Source organism: Enterococcus sp. BWT-B8 (assembly GCF_020567625.1).
Lineage (GTDB): Bacteria > Bacillota > Bacilli > Lactobacillales > Enterococcaceae > Enterococcus_L.
This window is the reverse complement of record NZ_JAJDJV010000015.1, coordinates 1-23,692: the sequence shown is the minus strand read 5'-3', so window position 1 is coordinate 23,692 and position 23,692 is coordinate 1. Positions and strand designations below refer to the sequence as shown.

20 protein-coding genes and 1 pseudogene are annotated in these 23,692 nt (G+C 38.1%); 6 read left to right on the top strand and 15 right to left on the bottom strand.

Features of this window, described 5'->3' with window-relative positions:
- Window positions 1–9: 9 nt before the first annotated feature.
- The 3 genes from LI951_RS15270 to LI951_RS12935 all read right to left on the bottom strand — a co-directional run bounded on the left by LI951_RS15270 (window position 10) and on the right by LI951_RS12935 (window position 5,352).
- Window positions 10–3,144, bottom strand: a complete 3,135-nt coding sequence (locus LI951_RS15270) for an AAA family ATPase (protein ID WP_229442459.1) — start codon at window positions 3,142–3,144, stop codon at window positions 10–12.
- Window position 3,145: 1 nt separating this feature from the next.
- Window positions 3,146–4,285: an exonuclease SbcCD subunit D gene (locus LI951_RS12940; RefSeq protein WP_202067678.1), complete on the bottom strand. Its 1,140-nt coding sequence runs from the start codon at window positions 4,283–4,285 to the stop codon at window positions 3,146–3,148.
- A gap of 449 nt (window positions 4,286–4,734) precedes the next feature.
- A complete protein-coding gene (locus LI951_RS12935; RefSeq protein ID WP_229442458.1) occupies window positions 4,735–5,352 on the bottom strand; it encodes a lysophospholipid acyltransferase family protein in 618 nt (205 codons plus the stop codon).
- Between the two features lie 454 nt (window positions 5,353–5,806).
- Here LI951_RS12935 and LI951_RS12930 point away from each other — a divergent pair, with 454 nt between their 5' ends.
- The 3 genes and pseudogenes from LI951_RS12930 (at window position 5,807) to LI951_RS12920 (ending at window position 7,268) form a co-directional block, all read left to right on the top strand.
- Entirely contained in the window at window positions 5,807–6,541 is a 735-nt protein-coding gene (locus LI951_RS12930; protein WP_229442457.1) for a tRNA1(Val) (adenine(37)-N6)-methyltransferase, read from the top strand.
- Window positions 6,531–6,779 (top strand): annotated as a pseudogene (locus LI951_RS12925) (GIY-YIG nuclease family protein); the annotation flags it as partial. The gene LI951_RS12930 and the pseudogene LI951_RS12925, both read left to right, overlap by 11 nt.
- Entirely contained in the window at window positions 6,765–7,268 is a 504-nt protein-coding gene (locus LI951_RS12920; RefSeq protein WP_324254792.1) for a GNAT family N-acetyltransferase, read from the top strand. The pseudogene LI951_RS12925 and the gene LI951_RS12920, both read left to right, overlap by 15 nt.
- Before the next feature lie 48 nt (window positions 7,269–7,316).
- On the opposite strand, the gene LI951_RS12915 is transcribed toward LI951_RS12920, so the two are convergent.
- From LI951_RS12915 to LI951_RS12900, 4 genes are all read right to left on the bottom strand, one after another.
- On the bottom strand, window positions 7,317–7,868 hold the full coding sequence (locus LI951_RS12915) for a cysteine hydrolase family protein (protein ID WP_229442456.1): 552 nt from the start codon (window positions 7,866–7,868) through the stop codon (window positions 7,317–7,319).
- 91 nt (window positions 7,869–7,959) lie between these two features.
- On the bottom strand, window positions 7,960–8,652 hold the full coding sequence (locus LI951_RS12910; RefSeq protein WP_229442455.1) for a 5'-methylthioadenosine/adenosylhomocysteine nucleosidase: 693 nt from the start codon (window positions 8,650–8,652) through the stop codon (window positions 7,960–7,962).
- 15 nt (window positions 8,653–8,667) lie between these two features.
- Window positions 8,668–8,952, bottom strand: a complete 285-nt coding sequence (macP, locus tag LI951_RS12905) for a cell wall synthase accessory phosphoprotein MacP (RefSeq protein ID WP_202069200.1) — start codon at window positions 8,950–8,952, stop codon at window positions 8,668–8,670.
- 2 nt (window positions 8,953–8,954) lie between these two features.
- Window positions 8,955–9,533: an NUDIX hydrolase gene (locus tag LI951_RS12900; RefSeq protein ID WP_202069204.1), complete on the bottom strand. Its 579-nt coding sequence runs from the start codon at window positions 9,531–9,533 to the stop codon at window positions 8,955–8,957.
- Window positions 9,534–9,853: 320 nt separating this feature from the next.
- On the opposite strand from LI951_RS12900, the gene LI951_RS12895 reads away from it, so the two are divergent.
- Together LI951_RS12895 and LI951_RS12890 are read left to right on the top strand one after the other, a co-directional pair.
- Complete coding sequence (locus LI951_RS12895) at window positions 9,854–10,504, top strand: 5-bromo-4-chloroindolyl phosphate hydrolysis family protein (protein WP_229442454.1); 651 nt, start codon at window positions 9,854–9,856, stop codon at window positions 10,502–10,504.
- Between the two features lie 34 nt (window positions 10,505–10,538).
- Window positions 10,539–11,726, top strand: a complete 1,188-nt coding sequence (locus LI951_RS12890) for a toxic anion resistance protein (RefSeq protein ID WP_202069197.1) — start codon at window positions 10,539–10,541, stop codon at window positions 11,724–11,726.
- 53 nt (window positions 11,727–11,779) lie between these two features.
- Here LI951_RS12890 and LI951_RS12885 read toward each other — a convergent pair whose 3' ends face one another.
- The 7 genes from LI951_RS12885 to abc-f all read right to left on the bottom strand — a co-directional run bounded on the left by LI951_RS12885 (window position 11,780) and on the right by abc-f (window position 20,890).
- Complete coding sequence (locus LI951_RS12885; protein WP_229442453.1) at window positions 11,780–11,965, bottom strand: hypothetical protein; 186 nt, start codon at window positions 11,963–11,965, stop codon at window positions 11,780–11,782.
- A gap of 956 nt (window positions 11,966–12,921) precedes the next feature.
- Complete coding sequence (locus LI951_RS12880) at window positions 12,922–14,076, bottom strand: mannitol-1-phosphate 5-dehydrogenase (protein WP_229442452.1); 1,155 nt, start codon at window positions 14,074–14,076, stop codon at window positions 12,922–12,924.
- Window positions 14,073–14,504, bottom strand: coding sequence for a PTS sugar transporter subunit IIA (locus LI951_RS12875; protein ID WP_202069188.1), 432 nt, complete (start codon window positions 14,502–14,504; stop codon window positions 14,073–14,075). Before LI951_RS12875 ends, LI951_RS12880 begins: the two co-directional genes overlap by 4 nt.
- A 43-nt stretch (window positions 14,505–14,547) precedes the next feature.
- Window positions 14,548–16,626, bottom strand: a complete 2,079-nt coding sequence (locus LI951_RS12870) for a BglG family transcription antiterminator (protein WP_229442451.1) — start codon at window positions 16,624–16,626, stop codon at window positions 14,548–14,550.
- Between the two features lie 34 nt (window positions 16,627–16,660).
- The gene (locus LI951_RS12865; protein WP_202069184.1) at window positions 16,661–18,085 is read right to left on the bottom strand and encodes a PTS mannitol transporter subunit IICB; all 1,425 of its coding nucleotides are present in this window, start codon (window positions 18,083–18,085) and stop codon (window positions 16,661–16,663) included.
- A 509-nt stretch (window positions 18,086–18,594) separates the two neighbouring features.
- Window positions 18,595–18,858 (bottom strand): TfoX/Sxy family DNA transformation protein, encoded by a 264-nt coding sequence (locus LI951_RS12860; RefSeq protein ID WP_229442450.1) that lies wholly within the window; start codon window positions 18,856–18,858, stop codon window positions 18,595–18,597.
- A gap of 478 nt (window positions 18,859–19,336) precedes the next feature.
- Window positions 19,337–20,890, bottom strand: coding sequence for a ribosomal protection-like ABC-F family protein (abc-f, locus tag LI951_RS12855; RefSeq protein ID WP_229442449.1), 1,554 nt, complete (start codon window positions 20,888–20,890; stop codon window positions 19,337–19,339).
- A 430-nt stretch (window positions 20,891–21,320) separates the two neighbouring features.
- Here abc-f and LI951_RS12850 point away from each other — a divergent pair, with 430 nt between their 5' ends.
- The gene (locus tag LI951_RS12850; RefSeq protein WP_229442448.1) at window positions 21,321–22,130 is read left to right on the top strand and encodes an NUDIX hydrolase; all 810 of its coding nucleotides are present in this window, start codon (window positions 21,321–21,323) and stop codon (window positions 22,128–22,130) included.
- Window positions 22,131–23,430: 1,300 nt separating this feature from the next.
- Here the strand turns inward: LI951_RS12850 and lepB are convergent.
- The coding region (lepB, locus tag LI951_RS12845) for a signal peptidase I (protein WP_229442447.1) at window positions 23,431–23,692 on the bottom strand (262 nt) is incomplete at its 5' end.

Sequence of the window (23,692 nt, the reverse complement as noted above, 5' to 3'; positions counted from 1 at the left end):
CTTTCCACTCTACATCATTTGATAACCTACACTGCTTTGACCGACACCATTTGTATTAATTCTCATCTGCTGTGAAATTCTGCTCTTAAGCTCGGTCACATGACTGATGATGCCGATCATACGACCTTCATTTTCGATCGTTTCTAAAGCTTCAATTGCCATTTCCAAAGCTTCCTCATCCAAAGAACCAAAGCCCTCATCAATGAACAGAGCTTCAATCAGAACACCGCCAGCCTGTTCCTGAATGACTTCTGCCAGAGAAAGAGCCAATGCCAAAGCAGCTATAAAGCTTTCTCCGCCTGATAAAGTTCTGGCACTGCGGCTTGCACCTGCATTGTCATCATAAATATTGATTTCCAGTCCTGTTTGACTTCTAAAACTGTTCTTCTCTTTGTTCAATTCAAACTGATATCGATTGTTAGTCAATACAGCCATTCGACTATTGGCTGTTTTCAAAACTTCCGTCAAGTAAGTTTGTAACACATATCGCTCTAAACTTGTCTTTTTAGGATTATTACCATTTACAGTCTCAGAAAGCTGCTGAAGTGCTGCAACTTCTTCCCATTTTTTATCAATTGCTGCAGCTGCAGCACTGACTTCCTGTTGAATTACTTCATTTACAGACATCTTTTCTTTTATCTGATAATATCTTTCTTCTTTTTCAGCAATCTCATTTGCAGTCCTCTGATATTGCTCTTCTATTTCTGTCAATTCTGAGAGTTCCACTGTCTCTATTTGTTGTTCTATTTCCCGAAGCTGAAACTGAATCTCTTTCTTCTTTTCTTCATATGCAGCAATTTTTATTTGCAGCTCAGGAAGTGTTGCTAATTCCTGCAGCAATTCTGAAAGTTCTCCCGAAGTGTAGAGAACTCCTCTGAGTTTCATTGACATTTCAAGCTTTTGTTTGGCCTTTTCGATTTTCTTTTGATCTTCAGCCAGGCCCTCTGCCAAAGTTTGAATCCGATGTTTTGTTTCCTGTTTGGCGGACTTATGTTCATCCAGCTGTTTGGCGATTTTCTCAGAAGCACACAGCCATTTATCTCGCTCTGATTTTAATACTTCCAGCTTCTGCAGACACTCATCCAGACTCATCTTATCATCCAGCTGTCCAAGAATTGTTTCAATCTTCCCCTGTAAAACCTGTTGCTCTGAATATTTTTTTAGATAAGCCTCATCTAACCCCTTCATCTCAGCCTGAGAAGTTTCAAGTGTTTCTGCAAAAATTGCAGCTTCCTTTTTATGCTTCTCCATATCAGAAAACAGTCTTTCAAATTCAGCCTCTTTACTGTTCAGCTGGCGTTCTCTCTCATTCCACCATTCTTCAGTAAGGTTTTGACTATTCATTTTCTCATTGCTGAACAAGAAGACTTCCTCGAGTATATACTCTTCTTGTTGACTAATCTCTTTTTCTGCAGCTGTCGTTTCTTCCAGCAGCTTTCTACTCTCCAATTGAAAAGTAGTCTGCTGTTCTTCAAGTTCCTTCAGACTTTTCTCTGCAAGCTCCAAGTCCTTTTCTGCTTTTTGAACCTCATCCAATGAAATCTCATGATACTGTTTCTGACTAGGGTGATCAACAGCTCCGCAGACCGGACAGGGTTCACCATCCTCAAGAAGAAGACTCAAGCGATTAATCTGTATTTTGATTGACTGATTTCTCTTATTTTTAAGATCTTCAGCTGCAAAGTCAAGTTTTTGTTCAACCGCTTCAATCTGTTCATTTAATAAAAGCAGCTGCTCCTTATTATTTTCTATTCTTAAAATCTCTTTTTGGAATGACTGCCATTTTCCAACCATCTGCTTCCAGTCTTTTATTCGCTGTGTGTGAAGCAGCTGCTCTTTTTCAATATTAGGCAGCTGATTAATTTTTTCTTGTACTAACTGCAATTGATCAGTCAACTGCTGATATTCTTCTTTTTTATGATTCAGCTGATCTTCAAGTGTAAGAAGGTTTATTTCAGACAGCTCTTTCTCCATTTTTTCTTTTTCTTCATATAAAGGAAGCTTTGACGTCAGCCTGTTGGATTCCATTTGCTTCGCATCCATTTCTTCTTTCAGCTCAGCGAGTTGGTCAGCCTCTTTTTGGAGCGAATCAGTCTGTCCTTCTATTTCATTTTTTGCTTCAATCGCTTCTTTATATTGTTGCTCCTTCTCCAATAAGGAAGATTCCTGTTCTTCAATAGAATCAATGAGATTTTCCTGAGTTGCCGCCCATAAAAGCTCCTGTTCTTTTTGTTTTGCCTTTTTCTGCTCCTCTTCTTTCTCAGAAAGCTGCTCCTGTTCAAGCTTTAGCTCCTTTTGTTTCTGAATCAGCTTCAACTGTTCCTCAAGTCGATATTTTTCCTGTTCAATATTTTTAATCATATGTTTAAGCTCGGTAAGCTCTTCAAATCGCCTTTGCTGCATTGATTTCACTTGTTTTTGCTGATCGGCAAGCAGCACCAGTTTTTGTTCAGTCAAAAGCTCTTCAATATCCGTCATTTCTTCTTCCCAGTAGACCTGTTCCATTTTCATTTCAATTTTCTGACGGGTCTGATTGATTTCCTGATTTCTGTTATTTGACTGCTGCTTCAATTCCTCACCAAGTGCTTGATAGATTTGTGTACCAAATAATTTACGGAGAACTTTCTCTTTTTCGCTGCTGTTTGCAATTAGAAAGGTTCGAAAATCTCCTTGAGGAAGAAGAACAATCTGAGAAAACTGATCTGCATCCAGGTGAAGCAGCTCCTGAATAAATGCGTCTACCTCTCTGCGTTTTGTATATTCCCGCAGTTCTTTTCCATCCGCACCTTTTATAATTAGTGAAATCTTGGCGCTTTGAGTCCTGGTTCCTTCTCCTCTTTTCTTGTACAGCTCCTGTTCGGGACTGCGTGTAACTACATAGAAAAATTCGCCATGTGAAAAAAGCAATTGAACTTGGGTCGGCTCAGAAGGGTCGGCAAAAGTAGAGCGCAACTCTTTCCCCTGACGTATCTTTCCAGAGCTTTCTCCAAATAGTGCATAGCTCATCCCATCGAAAATTGTCGTTTTTCCCGATCCGGTCTTTCCGCTTATCAAAAATAAAGACGATTCTTCAAAATTTGTAAAATCAACTGTTTCATCAATATAAGGTCCAAAGTTTTTTAATTTAAGTGTTAGTGGCTTCACCCTATTTCCCTCTTTCCTTTTGATGAATGGTTTCCAAAGCTTCCTTCAGCCAGAGTTCCTGCTGCTCCGTCAATTGCTCTTCAGTTACTTCTTTAAAAAAACGTTCACTAAGCTCGATCGGCGTCAACTGCTTCATAATTTCCTCACGAATTGTTTCTTGTTTATCATTTTCCCGCCCTAAAACTCGCTCAACACCGAGAATATTAGGATAAACTTTGCGTAACAAGTACATCATATTGGGAATAACTGCTCGATCAGTCAATTGGATAAACATAAAATTGTTACGATCAATTTTTTCATAAAATTCTGGCTGGGTTAATTCAGTAAAGCTTCCTTGAATATCTACAATTTCCCTTAACGGTTTCAGTACCTGAAAATCAAGCGTACAACTATTTGCATTTATATCGACTATCCAAACTCCTTTTTCCTGCTTTCTTTCTGAAAGAGAAAATTTCAATGGCGAACCACTGTACCTGATTTTGTCTGATATTAAGGCATCCTTATAATGAAGGTGACCAAGAGCTACATAGTCAAAACATTCAAGCAAATCCAATGATACTGTGTCTAATCCGCCGACGGTCAGCTTCGTTTCTGAATCTGTTTTAGTACTTCCCGCAGCAAAAAAATGACTAACTAAAACGTGGGAGAAGCCTTCTTTAAAATTTTTTTTCATTTCTTCAACAACAAATATCATCGCTGTTTCAATCGTTCGTATCTCTTCATTTTCAAAATAAAGTCGAGCAGAGATTGGTTCAAAATATGGTAGTAAAAAAAACTGAATCCCCTGATGTTCTACCGGTTCAAACGCCTGTTTCAGCTGCGTGTGCAAATGAAAGTCTGATTGCTTGAACCATGGACCGCCTGTTTCCAGACGAATACTGCTGTCATGATTTCCTGAAATAGCAAAGACAGGAAACTGTTCTTCCAGATTTAGTTCAATAATCATCTGATTAAATAGTTCCACTGCTTCCACAGATGGAACTGAACGATCGTATAGATCACCTGCGATAACAATACCATCAACTGCATTCTTTTTAGCCAAATCAATAATTTGATGAAAAACATGAAGCTGATCCTGCAAAAGATCATAACCATGTAATTTTTTCCCTATATGCCAATCTGCTGTATGTAAAAATCGCATTTAATCACCTCTTCTAATTATTAAAAAATCAAACAAAGCAGTCCTGTCTGTACTTATACATGCTTTTATTACTTAATCCTATGTATTTTTCTACTTTCATTTAAAAGAAAGAATCATTTTTATTCCTACAACGGCTAAAAAAGCCCTTCTCACCATTATATCAAAAATAGCGGGCTGTGCTACAGATAGTATTCCAATTTCTTTTATTTATAACTGAAATACACAATTAGATAAAAATAAATTTCTAAAAACTACTCATGTTTGATAATTGTTTTAAAATAATACAGATACCAAAGATACAGCATAAAAAATACAATTGATTAATTTACATAAAAATAGAGAGGTCGAGACAAACACTCATGAGTGTTTACCCCAAACTCTCTGCCCTTAAAAATAATTTTTTCTTTTATATTGCTGGAGCACCCAGACAAAAAAGAATTTTTATAAGATTATTTTGCTTCATACCTAAAATTAGGATCTACTTCATTGTCTAATTCAGCAAAAGCTTCGTTCATTCTCTGTTCAACTACTGCAATTCCCTCTTTATCCATCTTCTTAATATCGCTGACATCGATTGGAGCACCAAATGCTACTGTAACCTTTTTACGTTTAAGCAAGTCTTTAAATGTCAGCGGACCCTGATAAACAGACGGAACAATCTTCACTTTTGCCATTTTCGCAATAAGTGCCACTCCTCCCTTCAACTCAGAAGAATGTCTGGTGCCGCTTGGAAACATCACCAGGCTTAATTGGGTATCCTTCAATGTTTTCACAGGTGTTTTGATTGCACTTGGACCTGGTTTTTCTCTATCAACAGGAAACGCATTAGCATGTCTCAATATAAAACTCAAAAACGGATTCTTAAATAATTCCTTTTTCGCCATAAAACTAAATTTTTTTGGTGAAGCACCAACTGCCAGATGCAGCGGCTCCCACCAGGTTCTGTGCGGCGCAACAAGAATATAATTTTCATTTTGCGGCAGGTGTTCCTTACCGACAAGACACATTCTGCCGTTTAAAACGACTAAAACAACACGAACGATTCCCCGTATAAATGTAAAAAACATCATTATTCCCCTTTTCTTAATGTCACTAGGGCGTGTCTGAAAACTATAGAGGAAACCGTTTAAAGTTTGCTCATTTCATTTTTTGGAAATATTCGTCACTAGCGTTTTCAGACAGGTCCTAGTCTTTTATTCAACTTTCACGTTCAGCTTTTTTAGCCCGGCAGTCGGACAAACTATGTTATTCAATCACACGTTGTTTTATCTTCCCACACATTAACAGCATCCAGTGAATCAGCTGTTTTTAATCTTCTCCCATAATAACATAGTTATATTTTTATGAAAATAAACTTTGATCGCTTTCACGAAAACATTTTTCATCTTGCGAAATAAAGAAGCCCCCTGTATGATAAGAATTGATTAAAATTTTAACAGATTGTATTTAAGCAGAGTATGAAACTGCTTGAAAAAATTCTCTGCGTTTATTACAAAAAAAGTAAAGAAAGGAGCTGCCGTCATGCTTTTAGAAAATGAACGAGTTGATCAGCTGTATGCAGAAGATATCCAAATTATTCAAAGCAAAGAAGTTTTTTCATTCTCAATGGATGCTGTCCTTCTTGCAAATTTCCCTGCACTTCCTAAGCGGGGCTTGATCGTTGATCTTTGTGCTGGCAATGGTGCGGTAGGTCTTTTCGCAAGCAGAAAGACCAGTGCAGTAATCAAGCAAATTGAACTTCAGCCCAGGCTGGCTGATATGGGCACCCGCAGCATTCAGCTGAATCAGCTGGAGAAGCAAATGGAGATGATTCAGCTTGATTTAAAAGATGCACCGTCTGTCATCAAACCTGATTCTGTTGACTTAATTCTATGCAATCCGCCCTATTTTAAAGAACTGCCTGACAGCAGAAAAAATCCGAATCCGTATCTCGCAATTGCTCGACATGAGATTCATACCTCATTAAATGAAGTAATTAATGTCTCTGCAAAACTTCTGAAAACAAATGGCAGATTGGCTATGGTCCATCGACCGGATCGTTTCCTTGATATTATGAATGGTATGCAGGAAGCAAACATTGCACCAAAGCGAGTCCAATTTGTTTATCCGAAACCTGGGAAAGAAGCAACTATTCTTTTGGTGGAAGGCATTTTAAGAGGAAAAAAAGACGGCTTTCGGGTACTCCCGCCTTTTTATATTCAGAATGAACACGGCAGTTATCAGACAGAAATGGCGGCTTTATTGTATGGAAACTAAACATTATTTCTATGTCCTATTATGTAAAGACGGTTCTTTTTATGGCGGCTATACTACTGATCCCAAACGCAGGGTTACAGAACATAATTCAGGAACTGGAGCAAAATACACTCGCGCACCTGCCAGAAGACCCGTTCAAATGATTCACTTGGAAAGCTTTGATACCAGAAAAGAGGCAACTCAGGCAGAATATGCCTTTAAGAAACTCACAAAAGCAAAAAAAATTTCCTATTTAAAAAAGAATAAGCCAGCTTGTACTATACGATCGTTCAAGTCTGAAGATGCTGAAGCTGTCTCCCGCCTTCTAAAAAGAAACTTTCTGGAAATAAACAGTCAGTTTTACCCGATGGAACAAATGGAATTATTGGTCGAAAAATACTCAGCCCAGGCAGTAATCAAACAAGCCTCCTGTGCTCATACCTATGTAGCAGAACTGGGTGATACATTGATTGGGACAGCAACCATATGCCCCTACTTCAATTCCTTAACAGAAAGCATTATTCTCAGCGTTTTTATTTTACCGGAATATCAGCAAAATGGTATCGGAACAAGCTTGCTTAACAGATTAAAAACAGATCCTTTTTATATAAGAGCAAGTCGAATTGAAGTACTAGCTTCCAGAAACGCCCAGAACTTTTACAGCGGCTTTGGATTTAAAATAAAAAATCCTGCAGCCTCGGAAAATACACAAGGCTATGTGGTGATGGAGAAACACAGAAAAAAATGAGTATTAAAAAGACAACATTCGCAACTTAATACATGCGAATGTTGTCTTTTATTCATCTATAATCCTTGCTCCCAGCATATTCGCAAAATGTCCCAATGCCCATTCATGCCCAACAGGGTCAAAGCTGGCAACAGCATCTGCATGAATGAAAATTTTATAACCTAAATTATAGGCATCTACTGCTGTATGCAGAACACAAATATCTGTACAGACACCTGCTAAATGGATTTCTGAAATGTCTCTTTCTCTTAGACGTATATCCAAATCCGTTCCACAGAAAGCTGAATAGTGTCTTTTATCGATCCAGTAAATATTTTCCAAATCCTTTGTTTTTGTATATAAATCATTCAAGCTTCCATACAATTTTCTGCCTTTTGTACCGGCAAGATTATGTGGCGGAAATAATTTATTCTCAGGATGATGGACATCCGCTTTATCGTGTCTATCGATGGCATAAACAACAAAATCACCCGCTGCAGTAAATTTATCCGTCAGTTCTACCAAAGCTGCTTCAATATTCTGTCCGGCTTTTCCTGTTGTCAGTGCACCATCCGCTGCAACAAAATCATTGGTATAATCAATAGAAATCAAGGCTTTCACACAATCTCCCCCATTCATTACTAATTCTGTTTGCTTGTAAAAAATTTTCCAAGGTTGCCCAACATCAAAAATCGTGGTTGCAGCTTTATATTTACACTAAATGCTTAATAAACACAATAACCATTTCAGCCGATTTTTTCCCAGCATCTTCAATAAAGTCATCAAAGCTCTGTGTCGCTTCATGATCAGCCGTATCACTGATTGCCCGAACAACTAAAAATGGAATGTTAAATTGAGCCGCAGCCTGAGCTATCGAAGCTCCTTCCATTTCACAAGCCAATGCATCTGGAAAATCAGATACGATGCTTTCTATTTTCTCTTTACTGTCAATAAATGAATCTCCTGTTACTATCAAGCCATTGCGAACAGGCAAGCCTACTTTTTCCACTGCTTTTTTCATCTCAGCCTTCAAATAGGAGCTGCATTCATAATAAAGCGGCATTCCTGGAAGCTGTCCTTTTTTATAGCCAAATCCAGTTACATCCACATCAAAATAAGCTAATTTATCTGCAATCACAATATCTCCCACAGCCAGACCATGACCGATCCCGCCGGCAGAACCTGTATTAATGACCATATTCACACCATATTGATGTATAAGTAAAACTGTTGTTACAGCTGATAAAACTTTTCCTATTCCTGAACGAACGACAATCACCTCATGATTCCCCAATGATCCGGAAATAAAAACAGCTCCTGCCCTTTCCCACGATCTTTTTTCAGTCAGGACCTCTTTTAAAGCCTCTATTTCCTGTTCCATCGCTCCAATAATACCTATTTTCATTTCTGTCCCTCATTTCTATAAATTCAAAACAATTAATATTACAATGATCAGAAGTATTCCTACAATGACAATTGCTTTCGTCAATTTACTGCTTCGCTCTCTGATCTTTCCCTGTTCACCGGAACGTGTTGTCAAAACCTCTTTATTTTTTTTGCGTTCTTTTCGATAAAAATCAGATATCTCTTTTTCTTTTTCCTGATATTCCTCTTCAGCGATTTCCTGATTCCTTTTCATTTCTGAATCAGCAGCCTCTTTTCGCTTACGCAATTCTGTCCGAGTGATTAACGGACCTTTTGCCATCTCTATACCTCCTTCAACGCCTTTCTCATTTCCATAAGCTCCCAGTACTGTACAGCAAAAAGAGTTTTCGCATCACAAATCATTCCATTTGCAATTTCTTGTTTAGTCTGTTCCAACGTCAGCTCATACAATTCAATTACTTCATCTTCGTCCTGAGGAAGCGGATTTTCTGCTTTTTTTAAATTTTCAGCATAAAAAATATGAAGTAATTCATTAGCAAAACCTGGTGTCACATACATGGCAGCAACTGGCTCAAGCAGCTCTGCCTGATAAGCTGTCTCTTCTTCCAACTCTCTAAGTGCCGTTTCTTTTGGATAATTTTCTTCTCCGGGATCAATTTTCCCAGCTGGAATTTCCAGTGTTGCTTTTTCCAAAGGTTTGCGGAACTGCTTAACTAAAACCATTTTATTTTCAGCAGTAATCGGTATAATTGCTACTGCACCCGGATGAAACACTAATTCTCTTTTAGCAGTTGAGCCGTCAGGAAGACGAACATCATCCACAACAACTTCTATAACACTCCCCTTAAATATCTCTTGTCTTGAAATCGTTTTTTCTTCAAAGTCTTCAAAGCTCAACATATCCTCACCATTCTTTCTAGTGTAATAATACCTAATTTTATCATTTAGTGATAGCTTTTTGAATATTGATTCACTAACAACATCAGCAAACATGAAACTTTCAGGAAGTATACCCGTCCATTTCATACTAACTCCTGCCATCATTCTTTCAAAAAATAGCACATTTCTTCTGAAAATAAACTTTTTTCACTTTTTCTTACGTTTTTTGTAAAAATTAAAATCAACCCTAGGACGGATATTTTTTCTGCAAAGGAATGTGTTAGAATAATTGGTGTAGAAGGAGAGAAAACTCCTGAATAGGAAAATTGGAGGGAATCCACATGAAGGGTAAAAAATTTTTACAAGTAATTGCTTATATAATTATTGCTGGACTGTTTGTTCGTTTTACTTACATCAGTGTTGACCTAATTGCTATATTGCTTGTCATTGCTACACTGCTTACTTTATTTACAGGTCGCAAAAAAGTGAAGAACAGTGCCTCGCTGCCGGTCCTGACTAAAACAAAAGAAGCTCATTACGAGCAGCTTGGGATGAGCGACGCTGAAATTGCATTTTTCCGGGATACAATGAATTCTGCAAGAGTCCAAATCGTAGAACTTCAAGACAATATTAATCAGTCAACAAAACTTAGAGCCATTGATCTGCGGAATGACACATTACGTATTTCTAAAGCGCTGTTTAAAGAATTAGTCAAAACCCCGACAAAGCTGCATTCAGCAAACCATTTTCTTTACACGCACCTGCCTAATATAGTAGATTTAACTAAGAAATATCTTGAGATTGATAATCATGAAATTAAGAGTAAACAAGCTTATGAGAAGCTTGAAGAAAGCGCACAAATTATTGATCAGGTTTCTAAATTAATCAAAAAAGATTATGAACAGTTTGTAGCAGATGATATTGAAGATCTTGATATTGAAATATCAATTGCTAAAAACAGTCTGAAAAGGGATAATAGTAACAAAGAATAGAAACTTGTTACTATAATTAGGAGGTCACGAATAGATGGAAAACAAGGAAAAAGATACAGTCTCAGTGGATAACGCGTTGGATGATTTATTAAACAATCCATTCTCCACCCCAGTAGATTCATTAACAACAACACAGCAAGATGAAATCTCTGCTTTACAAAACCAGCAGATCGCACCCCGGCTGATTGACAAACTGCCTGAAGATCGTCAAAAGCAGGCACAGGAGCTTGCTGCCAAAATTGATATTCAGGATACACAGGCGATCATTACTTATGGTTCAAATGCTCAAAATAAATTAAGCGAATTCTCTCAATCCATGTTGAATCATGTACAGTCTCAAGACATTGGGCCTGTGGGAGATTCTCTGACAGATTTAATGTATCGTTTAAGTGAAGCAAATCCAGATGAGCTTCGTTCCGGTGAAGGAAATATCTTCCAAAAAATGTTTGGGAAAGTGAAACAGTCCATTTTTGAGATCACTGCAAAATATCAAAAAATCGGTGCTCAAATTGATAAAATCGCAGTTAAGCTGGACAGAGAAAAAGAAGGTCTTTTGAAGGACAATTTGATGCTGGAACAACTATACAATAAAAACAAAGACTATTTCGATGCTTTGAATATTTATATTGCTGCCGGCGAGTTGAAAATGGAAGAATTGAATACAACCATTATTCCGGCAGCAATGAAAAAAGCTGAAGAAACTGGTGATCAAATGGATGTTCAGATCGCCAATGACCACGCACAGTTTCTGGATCGCTTAGACAAACGCACGCATGATCTTCGTTTAGCCCGTCAAATTACTATTCAGCAGGCACCGCAGATTCGTTTAATTCAAAATACCAATCAGGCACTTGCTGAAAAAATTCAGGCTTCAATCAATACAGCTATTCCTTTATGGAAAAATCAGGTTGTTATTGCTCTGACTTTGTTAAGACAAAAGGATGCAGTTACCGCTCAGCGTCAAGTTTCTGAAACAACTAATGACCTTCTGAAGAAAAACTCAGAAATGCTGAAAATCTCTGCTATTGAAACTGCAAAAGAAAATGAACGCGGTATTGTCGATATCGAAACATTGCAAAAAACTCAAAACGATCTGGTTGAAACGATTCAAGAAACATTACGAATTCAACGGGAAGGTAAAGAAAAACGCCGTGCTGCTGAAATTGAGTTAAGCCATATGGAAGAAGATTTAAAGAACAAACTTTTGGAATTAACACAATAATGTTAGTCAACTGCCGATCAATAAATGATCGGTAGTTTTTATTTTCTCCTTGGCTAGAAGAGACTGTGACATATCAATGTCTCTTCCAGTATCAGCCATTCTATATACACATCAGCAATCTGATCTTCGATTATTTTGATAGCAGTCGGATTCATTGCCCCCATGTATGATTCCTCCCACATCTTTCGCTGGTTTTCAATTGGTGTGTTTAAAATTTCTTCAATATTTTTATGAGCCATTAACTATTTTACCGCCTTTTAAGCTTCTATATCTATACTTGACATTCTAACTCCCCTTCCTTTAAATCTCTCTTTTTATTCCACCACACAAAAAGAACTGCTTCAGTATAAGAAAAATCCATCCTGTTTTAACTATCACTTTTACAAACAACAGTTAAAACAGGATGGATTCTATTTGATTTTGTCGGAAAACTATAAATATAATGAGTTTTTAGATAGAGCTAAGCATTATTTCAAAGCTAAACTAGGGCGTGTCTGAAAAGTTAGCGGCATTCGAATTTTTCAGTAATTTTTGTTGAAATCAAGGAAGAAAACACAGCTTATGTGGCTCATAAGCCAGTATTTATGACGAGGAGTTCGATAAAAATCATCAAACTATTCGCCGCTTGAGTTTTCAGACACACCCTAATGTATTGACCAATTTAAAACTAAATTATACTTCTAAACCAATAAACATGCAGCCTATCCAGTAGTATTACATATGAGACTATTGGATAGACGACAAGCATTTGCCAAAAGCACAGGAGCAAATCTTTTCATGCGACGAGTAATCGCAGGAGCAAGTCTCGTATGAGTATAAGATATGCGACGAGCATTCGAAGAAGCGCAGGAGCAAATCTCTTCATGCAACGAGTAATCGCAGGAGCAAGTCTCGTATAAGCATAAGATATGCGACGAGCATTCGAAGAAGCGCAGGAGCAAATCTCTTCATGCAACGAGTAATCGCAGGAGCAAGTCTCGTATAAGCATAAGATATGCGACGAGCATTCGAAGAAGCACAGAAGCAAATCTTTTCATGCGACGAGTAACCGCAGGAGCAAGTTATGCAAAAAGCCTTAAGACATACATCGATATACATTAACAGCTGCTCCTATTAGGGGATGAATGTGCAAGTACTCTGTCACCATTTAGAGTTCGCTCATTTTATTTTTTGAAACTGTTCACCACTAAAGTTTTCAGACAGCTCCTAATTGATGATAGGAATCTCTGACCTTTTCAAATAGTTTTGTATAAGGCTTTAATCCTGTATACTGTTCAATCGTGGCATCAAGCCCGCTCTCTTCAATAGCCTGCTGCAATGCACAAGCTTCTTCATCTGAAGGATTTTTAAATTTTAATGCTGCTGCGATTGCAATTGCCAAAGCTTTAGGTGTTTCATTAAATGCTTCTACAAATTGTCTGGCCGGTTGAATAAATCGGTCATTTTCGCCAATTTTTCTAATAGGCGACCGACCTACTCGTGTCACATAGTCTGAAACATAAGGATTCTTAAACCGGTCAATTATTTTATCGATATATTCCTGATGCTCCTGATGAGAAAATTGAAATTTCTTCTCCAATAGAGCACCAGTTTCCTCTAATGCACTTCTGACAATAAACAGCACTTTATCATTATGAATGGCATCCTCAATAGAAGCTATATTTTTTATATAGCCAAAGTAGGCAGTCACTGCATGACCCGTATTAACTGTAAAAAGCTTCCGCTCAATATATGGCGTCAAATCAGGAACATAGGTCATCCCCTGTATCTTCGGTGCTGTTGTCATGTCCGGCAGTTCTTCAACCACCCATTCATAAAATGGTTCAACAGTCACCGTCAGTAAATCTTTATGTGTTTGGTCCGGAACGATTCGATCTACAGCAGAATTTGGGAATTGAATATATTTATCTGCATAAGCAGTTTCCTGTTCGCTTAATCTTTTGTAAGCCTCCTCTTTTAGGAGATTTGAACCGCCAATCATATTCTCACATGCAATTATAGTAAGAGGATTTTTCTCGGACATTCTTGCCTTAATCCCTTTGGCAATTATATCTGCCAGTCTAGGCAAAATAGTTGGACCAACTGCAGTTGTGACAATTTCGGCGCTGCTGATTTCCTGAATCAGTTGGTCTTCCTCTGTTAGGCTGTTTAATGCAGATACATGCTCAACAGTAAATGTATCCTGAGCTTCATTAGCCAGTACAACCTGATACTCTTTTTCCTCATTAATAGCATCTGTAATCTGCTGATTCACATCGGCAAAAATCACTTCATACCCAGCATCTGAAAGTAGCCAGCCGATAAATCCCCGACCGATATTCCCCGCTCCAAAATGGACAGCAGTTTTCATACAGCAATACCTCCTTTGAAGAAGTCAATGATTTCAGCTTCATTTTGAGCTGAGATCAATTTTTCCACATTTTCCATTTCTGAACAAACCATTGCTATTTCCGACAGCAATGCCAAATGTTCGTTCTCAACTCCGGCAATTCCTATAATCAATTTGACTTCATTTCCATCGAATGAAACGCCTTCTGGTGCCTGGATAATGACAATCCCAGATTTCAAAATTGCTGTTTTACTGTCTTCTGTTCCATGCGGGATTGCAACCAAATTCCCGATAAACGTGGATGTCATTCTATCTCGTTCAATCATTTTGGGAATATATTCCTCAGTTACGTATCCCTGCTCCTGAAGCAAGGTTCCAGCTGCTGTGATTGCTGCTGTTTTATCTGAAAAGTGCTGATTTAACCGCACATCTGCTTTTTCAAGTTTCATAATTTCTGTTCTCTCCTCATGTAAAATGTATTCATCTACAAAGCTATATCGCTAAAAAATCCATCAGTCTTTTTACAAAATAATTTGATACTTCTTTTACTGTTCCATATTCTAAAATATCAACCAGTTCCGGATCATCCACAAACATAGCGCTGATATAACTTAAAACCTTCAGTCCTTCTTGTGAGTACTTTTCAGGAGCCAGAAGCAGTACTAGTTTATTCACATTCATTTCTGTCTGATCCATCCCTTTTACTGAAAGCTCTTCTGATAAATGAAATAACTGAAAAAATGGCTGCTGAATCATCTCATCTCTTCCGTGAAACATTCCAATTCGTGTATTTGGTATACCAAATCCGCTCCAGTTTTCATCCTTCATTAAAAGACTGATCAGCAGTTCCACATTAATAGTCGAATCTTTTTCCAGTAACTGAGTACAGACTGCCCTGAGAATATCCTCTGTTGTTCCCATTTGTTTTTCGAGAAAGACATAGTTGAAATTTTTTAAAATATCCAATACGATGTTATGGTAAATTTGCCGTTCTTCTATTAGCTGGATCGCTCCATATGTGGTCAATTCAGCAGCTCCTGTACCAGTACTGTTTTTCCTTTGACTGTAGGTTTTTCCAGCATTTTTTAAATACAAATCAATTTGCATAATTTCCTGTTCAGTCAAAATAGGGGAAACCAGAAAATAATCAAAATCGACTTTCCCTAAATCTATTGTTGAAATGATAATATCTATATCAGATTCTTTTCGTTTTTTTGCCAGTTCAAACAATGAAACAGTCTGCAGCTTTTTCATTTGAGGAATCTTCTGACGAAGTCTGGTTACCAGCATTCGTGATGTGCCAATTCCGCTTGCACAGACCACTAATCCGGAAAATTCTGCTTCACTTTCCAGTTGCAGCAGGACTGAACCAAAATGCAGCACTAGATAACCAATCTCTTCGTCCAGTACCTTATCTCCCTGATAAATTTGATCAAAAACCCTTCGAATAATTTGAAACAGTTCAGGATAATCCTGTTTGATAGATTGAATCAGGGGATTGTAAATCCGCAATCCCTGTTCCAAACGTCTGAAGGTAGGCTTCAAATGAGAAATCAGCCCTTTTAGCAGCTGATCTTTCGGTAATTCCTGATCTAGCTCTTCCTCCACAAGCCCTATCATTTTTTTGGCAAAAAGAATCACTTGCATATCTTCGTTTTCAAAGAAAACTTTATCTGCTTTTCGGCTTTTTAAGCTGCGCAGATACATGGAAATGTAAACAGCTTCGCCCTCTGGAACTACTTCTGATTCGATCTCTAAAATATCAGCAAGCAGTCTTTGAGCTGTTTGATATTCTGATGAATCCAGAATTTCCTGTTCATAATCATAGGACTGTACAAAATTTCCATCAATGATTCGTTCAATCGCAATGGAAAGGTGAACGACTAAATTCACATAGGCTTCATCGCTGATTTCCTGAACTTCCCTTTCACGCCATTCCCGGATATGCACTTCTACATTTTGGAGGATGTTCTCATCAACTAAATTCAGCAGACGATCTTCCAGCCATGTCGTTGTCATCTCAGATTTCTCTTTTTTCTGAAAGTACTTCAGCAGCTGATAATTCGGAAACTGTTCACCAACGATTTCGCTCATTAAATGACGCTTCTCTATTTCAGGTGCTTCCAACGAAACGCCGGCTCCTCTCTTTCGCTCAATAGTCACACCGTTTGGGAGCTGCTCTTCCAATTTGTTGAGATCTCCGCTGATTGTTGAGACAGTTACATTTAAATCATTTGCCAGACCAATGAGCTTAACACCATTTTCTTCTTTCAACAATGTTTTTAATATCCTTAACTGACGTTCATCCGGGCTGTATTCATTGTAGGAGAGGTCCATCAGATACCAGCGGAAATTTTGTATATCCTTGTCACTCCCCAACAGCTGATAAAGACCGTTCTCCTTTTTAAGCTGTAAATTATAGGAGAATAATGTATCTTCCACTTCCTTCATATCACGACGAATTGTCCGTTCACTGACATTCAAATCTTTAGAAAGCTTCTTCAATGAAACCGGCAGCGAATAATCCAGAAACTGTTCCAGAATCAACCTTGCTCTTGCTGAAAGATACATTCTTTGCTCCTCCTCTTTTTAAAAATAAATCAGCCTATATGTGAGCCAGCAGCTTATCAACCAAGTCATCATATTGATCCCCATTTAAAAAGTTCTCCACGGACACATGATAAGCATTTGGCAGTTTTTCTTTTGCTCTGGATGTCAGATCTTTATGTGTGACAACGATATCCGCATCGTTTGGCAGCTGTGCAATTGCAGAGTTAACGACTTCAATTGATAATCCAGCTTTTTTCACTTTATTTCTCAAAACTGAAGCCCCCATCGCACTGGAACCCATTCCGGCATCACAGGCAAAAATAATTTTCTGCACATTAATTAAAATACCTTCGTTCTGAGTCTGCACATTCGTTTCAGTCAGTGCTTGAGCAGCAGAATGTTTTCCTTTTAAAGCACTGACCTTCTCTGTTGCCTCCTGCAAATCTGTTTCTGGTTCTTTTGATGTTTTTAGAATCAGGCTGGAAATTCCAAACGACACAGCTGTTGCTGCTGCGATAGCCAAAATGACACCAATATAACCATCACGTGGAGTCATCGCCAATATCGCAAAGATACTTCCTGGAGAAGCCGGCGCAACTAATCCCACATTAAAAACTGACAGTGTAAGTACGCCCGTCATTCCTCCTCCGATCGCTGAAAGAATGAGTGCTGGTTTCATTAATATATACGGGAAGTAAATTTCATGAATTCCTCCTAAAAAGTGAATGATAATTGCTCCCGGTGCCGTTTGTCTTGCTGATCCTTTTCCAAACAATGTATAGGCCAGCAAGATTCCCAATCCCGGACCAGGATTCGCTTCCAATAAGAAAAGCAGCGATTTTCCGGTTTCTGCCGCCTGCTCAATTGCAATTGGACTGATTACACCATGATTAATTGCATTATTTAAGAAAAGCACCTTTGCCGGTTCAATAAAAATGCTTGCAAGCGGCAACAGTGAACGCTCAATCAGAAAACTTACTCCTGAAGCTAAGGCTGTATTTAAGCCTTCTACTGCAGGACCAACAACTAAAAATGCTAAAATAGCTAAAATTGAAGATAGAATCCCTGCCGAAAAATTATTTACAAGCATTTCAAAACCTGGTTTAATTTTTCCGTCTACCAGTTCATCAAATTTCTTAATACACGCTGCTCCTGCCGGTCCGACAATCATTGCCCCTAAAAACATAGGAATATTGGCGCCCGTAATAACCCCCATAGTCACCATCGCTCCAACAACTCCGCCTCGAATATCATATACCAGACGTCCGCCGGTAAAACCAATTAGAATCGGCAGCAAATAATTAATCGTTGGTCCTGTGATCTCATTTAATTGTTCATTTGGTATCCAACCTGTTGGAATGAATAATGCCGTTAAAATTCCCCACGCAATAAATGCTCCAATATTCGGCATAATCATACCGCTTAAAAAGCTGCCGAACTGTTGGATTTTTACTTTCATGCTTCCCTGTGTCTGTTCCATGACTTTTTCCTCCTTGTGTTATGAAAAGTCTTTTGATTCATAAACTTCATTCAGGCTGCGCAGCTGAATTTTTTGACCAGCTCTTGCTGTCATTCTTATTGTAAACGCTCCCTATTCCATTCACAAGAAAATGAAAAGCTAGTTTTGTCCAAGTAATTTTGACAAAATCTTGCAATTCCCGCAAGTATCATTCACCTATTCTTCAATATGTAAATGATTTATAATCGAGAGAGTTTTTTAACATACTATATAATTTAAAAAATCTCATCCTGAAGGTTTCAAATTTACAAAAATTGGATTGTCTTCTCTTGGGTATTTACACAAAAAACAGGACTGTGATATAAGTATGTCTGATATCCCTAAAACCGAATAAACGGTGTTACAGAAGCTGTCTCTTCGGAAATAAGTCGAACTATACTGAAAATATGAGTAGCTATTTTCGTATATTCCGACTTATTTCTTGAGACAGAACACTTCTGTCACAACCTCGCTATAGTCTCATCCTATTCTTAGTTTTCCAAAAAATTTACAAAATTTCGCAGTTCTGTCTTTATTTCCACCGAAAGCTCTTTACTTTGGATAGCACCTTCCAAACCATAAAGAAACGACAAACAGGTCCCTTTGTCCCCCTGCTCTCTGACAAGCAAAAACACATTCATACTACCGATCTGTTCCAGCTCTTCCAGTGACTGTATATTTACTTTCCGCAGCTGCTCAGCGATTACTTTTCCAATTTCCAATGTACCCTCCAGTTCAGTCATCGTGTACTTCACTATCTCTCCAATACGGCAATTGTTTCAACTGGTATATCACCGTTTGCTTTGCAGCCGCTGTATTCAATCCCTGTGTTTGAATACTAATGCCCGCCATACTTTTGAGTATTTCTGAAAAATTCTTTATACTTCCATCTGCTAATTCGAGGTCGGGACAAAAGCGATCAGCTCCGAGAATTAAGAAGGACTATCCGAAAGTAATTTCTCATATTTTCAGGATAGTTCGGCTTAATTCCGAAGGAGTTGCTCCTGCGGTTACTCGTCGCAAAAAGAATTTTTGCTTTTGTCCCGCCGTTTATTCGGGTTTAGATATAAAGAGAGTTTGGAACTTTATTCTGTCCCAAACTCTTTGTTCTATTGAGCGAAATCTACGGTATTTCTCATTGGCATACCGTACGCAATACATTGTTTCATAGTCAGCCTTCTCCCTGATTTGTCACTATGAAATTCGGTCTCCTCCATCATTTTCAGTCTCACCTTAGTCATTATTCAATACTTTTATTTCCTGCAAGACTTCTTGAAATTCAGCTTCAAGCTTTAATTTTTCTGTCTGATCTGCTGAAATCAAGCGACCTAGTATCGTCGTTTTACGGGTTTCCAGCAACAGCTTTTGCTGCTTGACCTGTTCTTCCTTTTCACTGATACGGTTTTTGTCCTGTTCTGTTTGAATCTTCCTATCCGTAATCATCCACTTGTCTGTCGCCACATTTTCAATAAATGTCTCATCATGGGAGATAAACAATACAGTTCCCTGATATGCTGAAAGTGCCTCTTCCAAAACCTTTATTGAAGCAATATCCAGATGGTTTGTTGGTTCATCCAGCAGCAGTAAATTATATTTACTCAGCAGAAGCCTGCTGATAGCTGCTTTACTTCTTTCTCCTCCACTTAAAACACCAATCTTTTTAAATACCGATTCATTACGAAACTGCATATGCGCCAGTAAATCTCGAACTTCCTGTTCCCCATAAGGTGAGCTTTCACAAACAGAATCAAAGATGGTCATTTCATCATCCAGTGTTTCAAAGCTTTGGCTGAAATAGCCAAGATTTACTCCTCTTGCAAACGAAATCCCTTGTCCTCTATGCAAAATTTCTTTCATAAGTGTTGTTTTCCCTGAACCATTGACACCAAGTAACGCAGTTTTTGAGCCGGTTTCCAATTTAAAAGAGCTGTTCTTCAACAATTCTTTCTGACCGATTACCAGATTGTAATGATCTGCTGCCAATAAATAATTGGCATGAAGTGGTTGGGCAGAAGAAAAAGGAATGACCAGCTTCTTCTTTTCAACTGGCTTTTCCACTTTATTCAACTTCGATAACCGTGTTTCCATGATCTTCGCTCGATTATCAAGATTCTTCTTCGCACGCTGATCCCCCATCTTATGCAGCCTCGCCTCAGAATTACCCATTCGTTTTGGTGTTTTTCTCGTTTGACGGCTTTTATCTTTGACAACACCTACTGCACGCATAAGCTGCTGCTTTTCATGCTGGTAATTTTCATAAGACCGCTGATACTCTGCTTCTTCAATTTTTTTCTGTTTCAGATAGTCATCATAGTTTCCCTCGTATATCTTTACCTGACTATTTTCGATTGCCAAAATTTTATTCACTGTTTTATTTAAAAAAGATCGATTATGTGAAATGATCAGAAGTGTCCCTGCATACCGTTTCAGCTTTTTCTCTAAATAGTTTATTCCATTTTTATCCAAGTGATTCGTTGGTTCATCAGCCAAAAGAATACCCGACACCCCTTTTAGAGCTTCCTGAATCCTTTTCCTGGTCTGTTCTCCGCCACTGGCCGTATCCTCCGAATCAATTAGCTGTTCAATTGAGGCAACCCGATCACTGCAGTTCACCGTTCCCTCATTTGGCTGACAGTCCCCTTTTATGATTGAAAACAGGGTTGTTTTTCCTGATCCGTTATCACCGATTATTCCTACTCTGCTGCCCTGCGGAATAGTCAGATGGTCAATCGTAAATAAGTCTTTATCACCAAAGTACATTTTTATATTTTTGAATTTTATTGTCATAACAAAAAAAACCTCCTTCAATTCTGAAGAAGATGACAGTCTGCCTAATTAATTCCAATCATTTAACCCTACGCAAAATAAACGTATAGTTTCATTTTATGAAAGATAACTTGTCATCACTATTTTTAGGTAGACTCATCCACTACAGAATTTAATAATTTGTATTAAATTATTGAATAGTAGATGTATTGTACATAGTCAAGTACCTTTCCCTTTCTTAAAGTCACATACAGTCTAACAAAAATTTTCTTATTAATCAAGAGCAGGGATCAAGACTATAGCACAAAAAAAATTTAACTTATATATTTCTCTTGCTTTATCTGAAACATCTTGATAGAAAGTTTAACTTGCACACCAGTTGTTTTTATTCCTCTTCGTGATACAATAAAGTAAAAATTACTTTTATCTTAACTGGAAAGGATGAACGCTTTTGTCTCACTTTACTTCTAAAAAAGAAGAAAAACAATATTATGAACAAACTGCCAGTGAAGTTGAGTTTTTAAAGTGGTATCACCAGCAAGATCATCCTGAATATGAGAAGCCTTCATTAACTGTTGACATTGTCCTGATGTGCTATAACAAAGAGGAAGATCAGCTGAAGCTATTATTAATTAAACGAAAATCTCACCCTTACAGAAACTCGTGGGCGTTACCAGGAGGTTTTGTGACTCCTAATGAATCAACCGGGGAAAGCGTACTTAGAGAAACAAGGGAAGAAACAGGTGTGGTTATTTCCAAACACAATATTGAACAGCTGCACACCTTCAGTACACCGAATCGTGATCCCAGAGGCTGGGTTGTCACAGTCAGCTATCTTGCATTTATTGGTGAAGAACCTTTAATCGCAGGGGACGATGCAAAGGAAGTCAGCTGGTTCAATATGAAACGAGAGGATGGCAAACTAATTTTAAGTGATGGAAAAGCTGTTATCACTCTTGACCTAAATGATCCCACTGCAAGCGACCATCATTTGCTGGCATTTGATCATAGCGAAATTCTGTTAAAAGCTTTTAATCGGGTTGCGAATAAAATGGAACACGAGCCGCAGGTTTTACAGGTACTTGGACAAGATTTCACTATTACAGAAGCCAGAAAAGTTTTCGCCAAGTTTTGGGGAATCGATTATAAAACGATTGACCACTCTAACTTTAAAAAAGCTATGCTTCAATATTTTGAAGAAATAGGTGAACGACCGGTGGGGATTGGCCGCCCGTCAAAAATTTATCGTCTGGCAAATTAAGTTGTGTCTGTCAAAAGGTTAGCATTAGCAGGTCATGTAACCATTTTTCCCTTGTTCTCACAAATAGCATTGGATAGTTCCTGCTTTTGAATACATTTTTATAGATTCAATTCATAAAATAAAACAGCAGCTTCCCTTTCAAGTAAACTGATTTCGAAATAGACAACAAAACTGTCAAAATCAGTTGCTACATCGTTTGAAAACAGCTTGCTGTTTTTATTCTTTTGATTTATCAAATTAAGCTGGATAATCATTACTCTCAGCTAGTCAAAACGATTTTTCCCTTGCTGAGTATTTTATGAGCTGCTTTTACATTTTCTGGGTTGATTGAGTGAAGCTCTTGAGTAATGGTGACTTTCAGCTGTCTTACAGCTCAGCAATCTCCTGAAAAATTTTCCACTGTCGTATTTGATCTTTTGTCTGGTACATGGATCGTGTAAGTACGAATTCCCAGCTGAATGTTATACTTTTGCTTTCCAGCAATCCTAAATCAACTGATTGATCAGTTTCAACTATTGAGCAGCTTTTCCCCTACAGCTGAATAATTTTTGACATCGCTTCCCAATAGTTGCCTGTATTGTATAAATACAGAATGAATGGACTCTCATCAGCCCCCAATCAATCTAATTCCTCTGTTAGAGACTGTCTATGATTGATCACATGATCAGCTCCCGTTTTCAGTCCAGTGTTTCATCTCTGGAAGCGGTCGTAATATCTTCCATTCCAGCAGTCTTTGTCTGCTGAATAGCCATTAAACCGACACCACCAGATCCATTAATGATCAAAATCTGTTTTCCTCGACCTTCTTCTGTGATTCTGAGCCAATCAAACAAGGAGTCCTATGTACCGTCAAAGGCATTGCTGCACATTCTGCTATAGACATTTTTTTAGGCTTTTTCGCTACTAATTTCTCATCTGCCAGTTGGCACACTAGTGTTGCATGAAACAGCAAATGTTTCACAGAAGAAGATAAGAAAGATGTGGTGCAACTCAAATAGCTGAGCACTCTTTTTTCTGCACGCCCCTTTATTCGTTTCTTCCAACAAAAAATCCTTTATACTGACTCTTGAATGATTTATCCAAGACTTCATATAAAGGAAATAATTTTCAGATGGCGAAATTTGGTTTGTTCTGCTCTTTTCAATTTAAGCGAGTTCCTCTGGCAAATCAAGTAATACTACACCGTTCACCAGCGATGACAACTTTTGAATAGGCGTTCCAACATACTGAACCTGGACACTTCCATTTCTATAAAAAATTCCTTGCACATTTTTTATTGTTAACAGATTTAAATCCAAATTCAGAAGGCCGTCAAGTCATTCAAAGGCAATAAGCGCATGCGAACAACCCCTATCACCTGCTCCTTGTCAATCAGTCCATAATCCCGACTGTCATACCCATATTCTCTATTGTCTCCTAAAACCAAATAACAATTCTTTGGGATGACCGCTTCCCGGCTGATATCATACTGATCAAAATCAGCCGTGTACTGTCCCCCATTTTTTTGGGCTTCATTGATTTCATCAATGATAAATTTCTCATCCACTACCTCACCATTCACA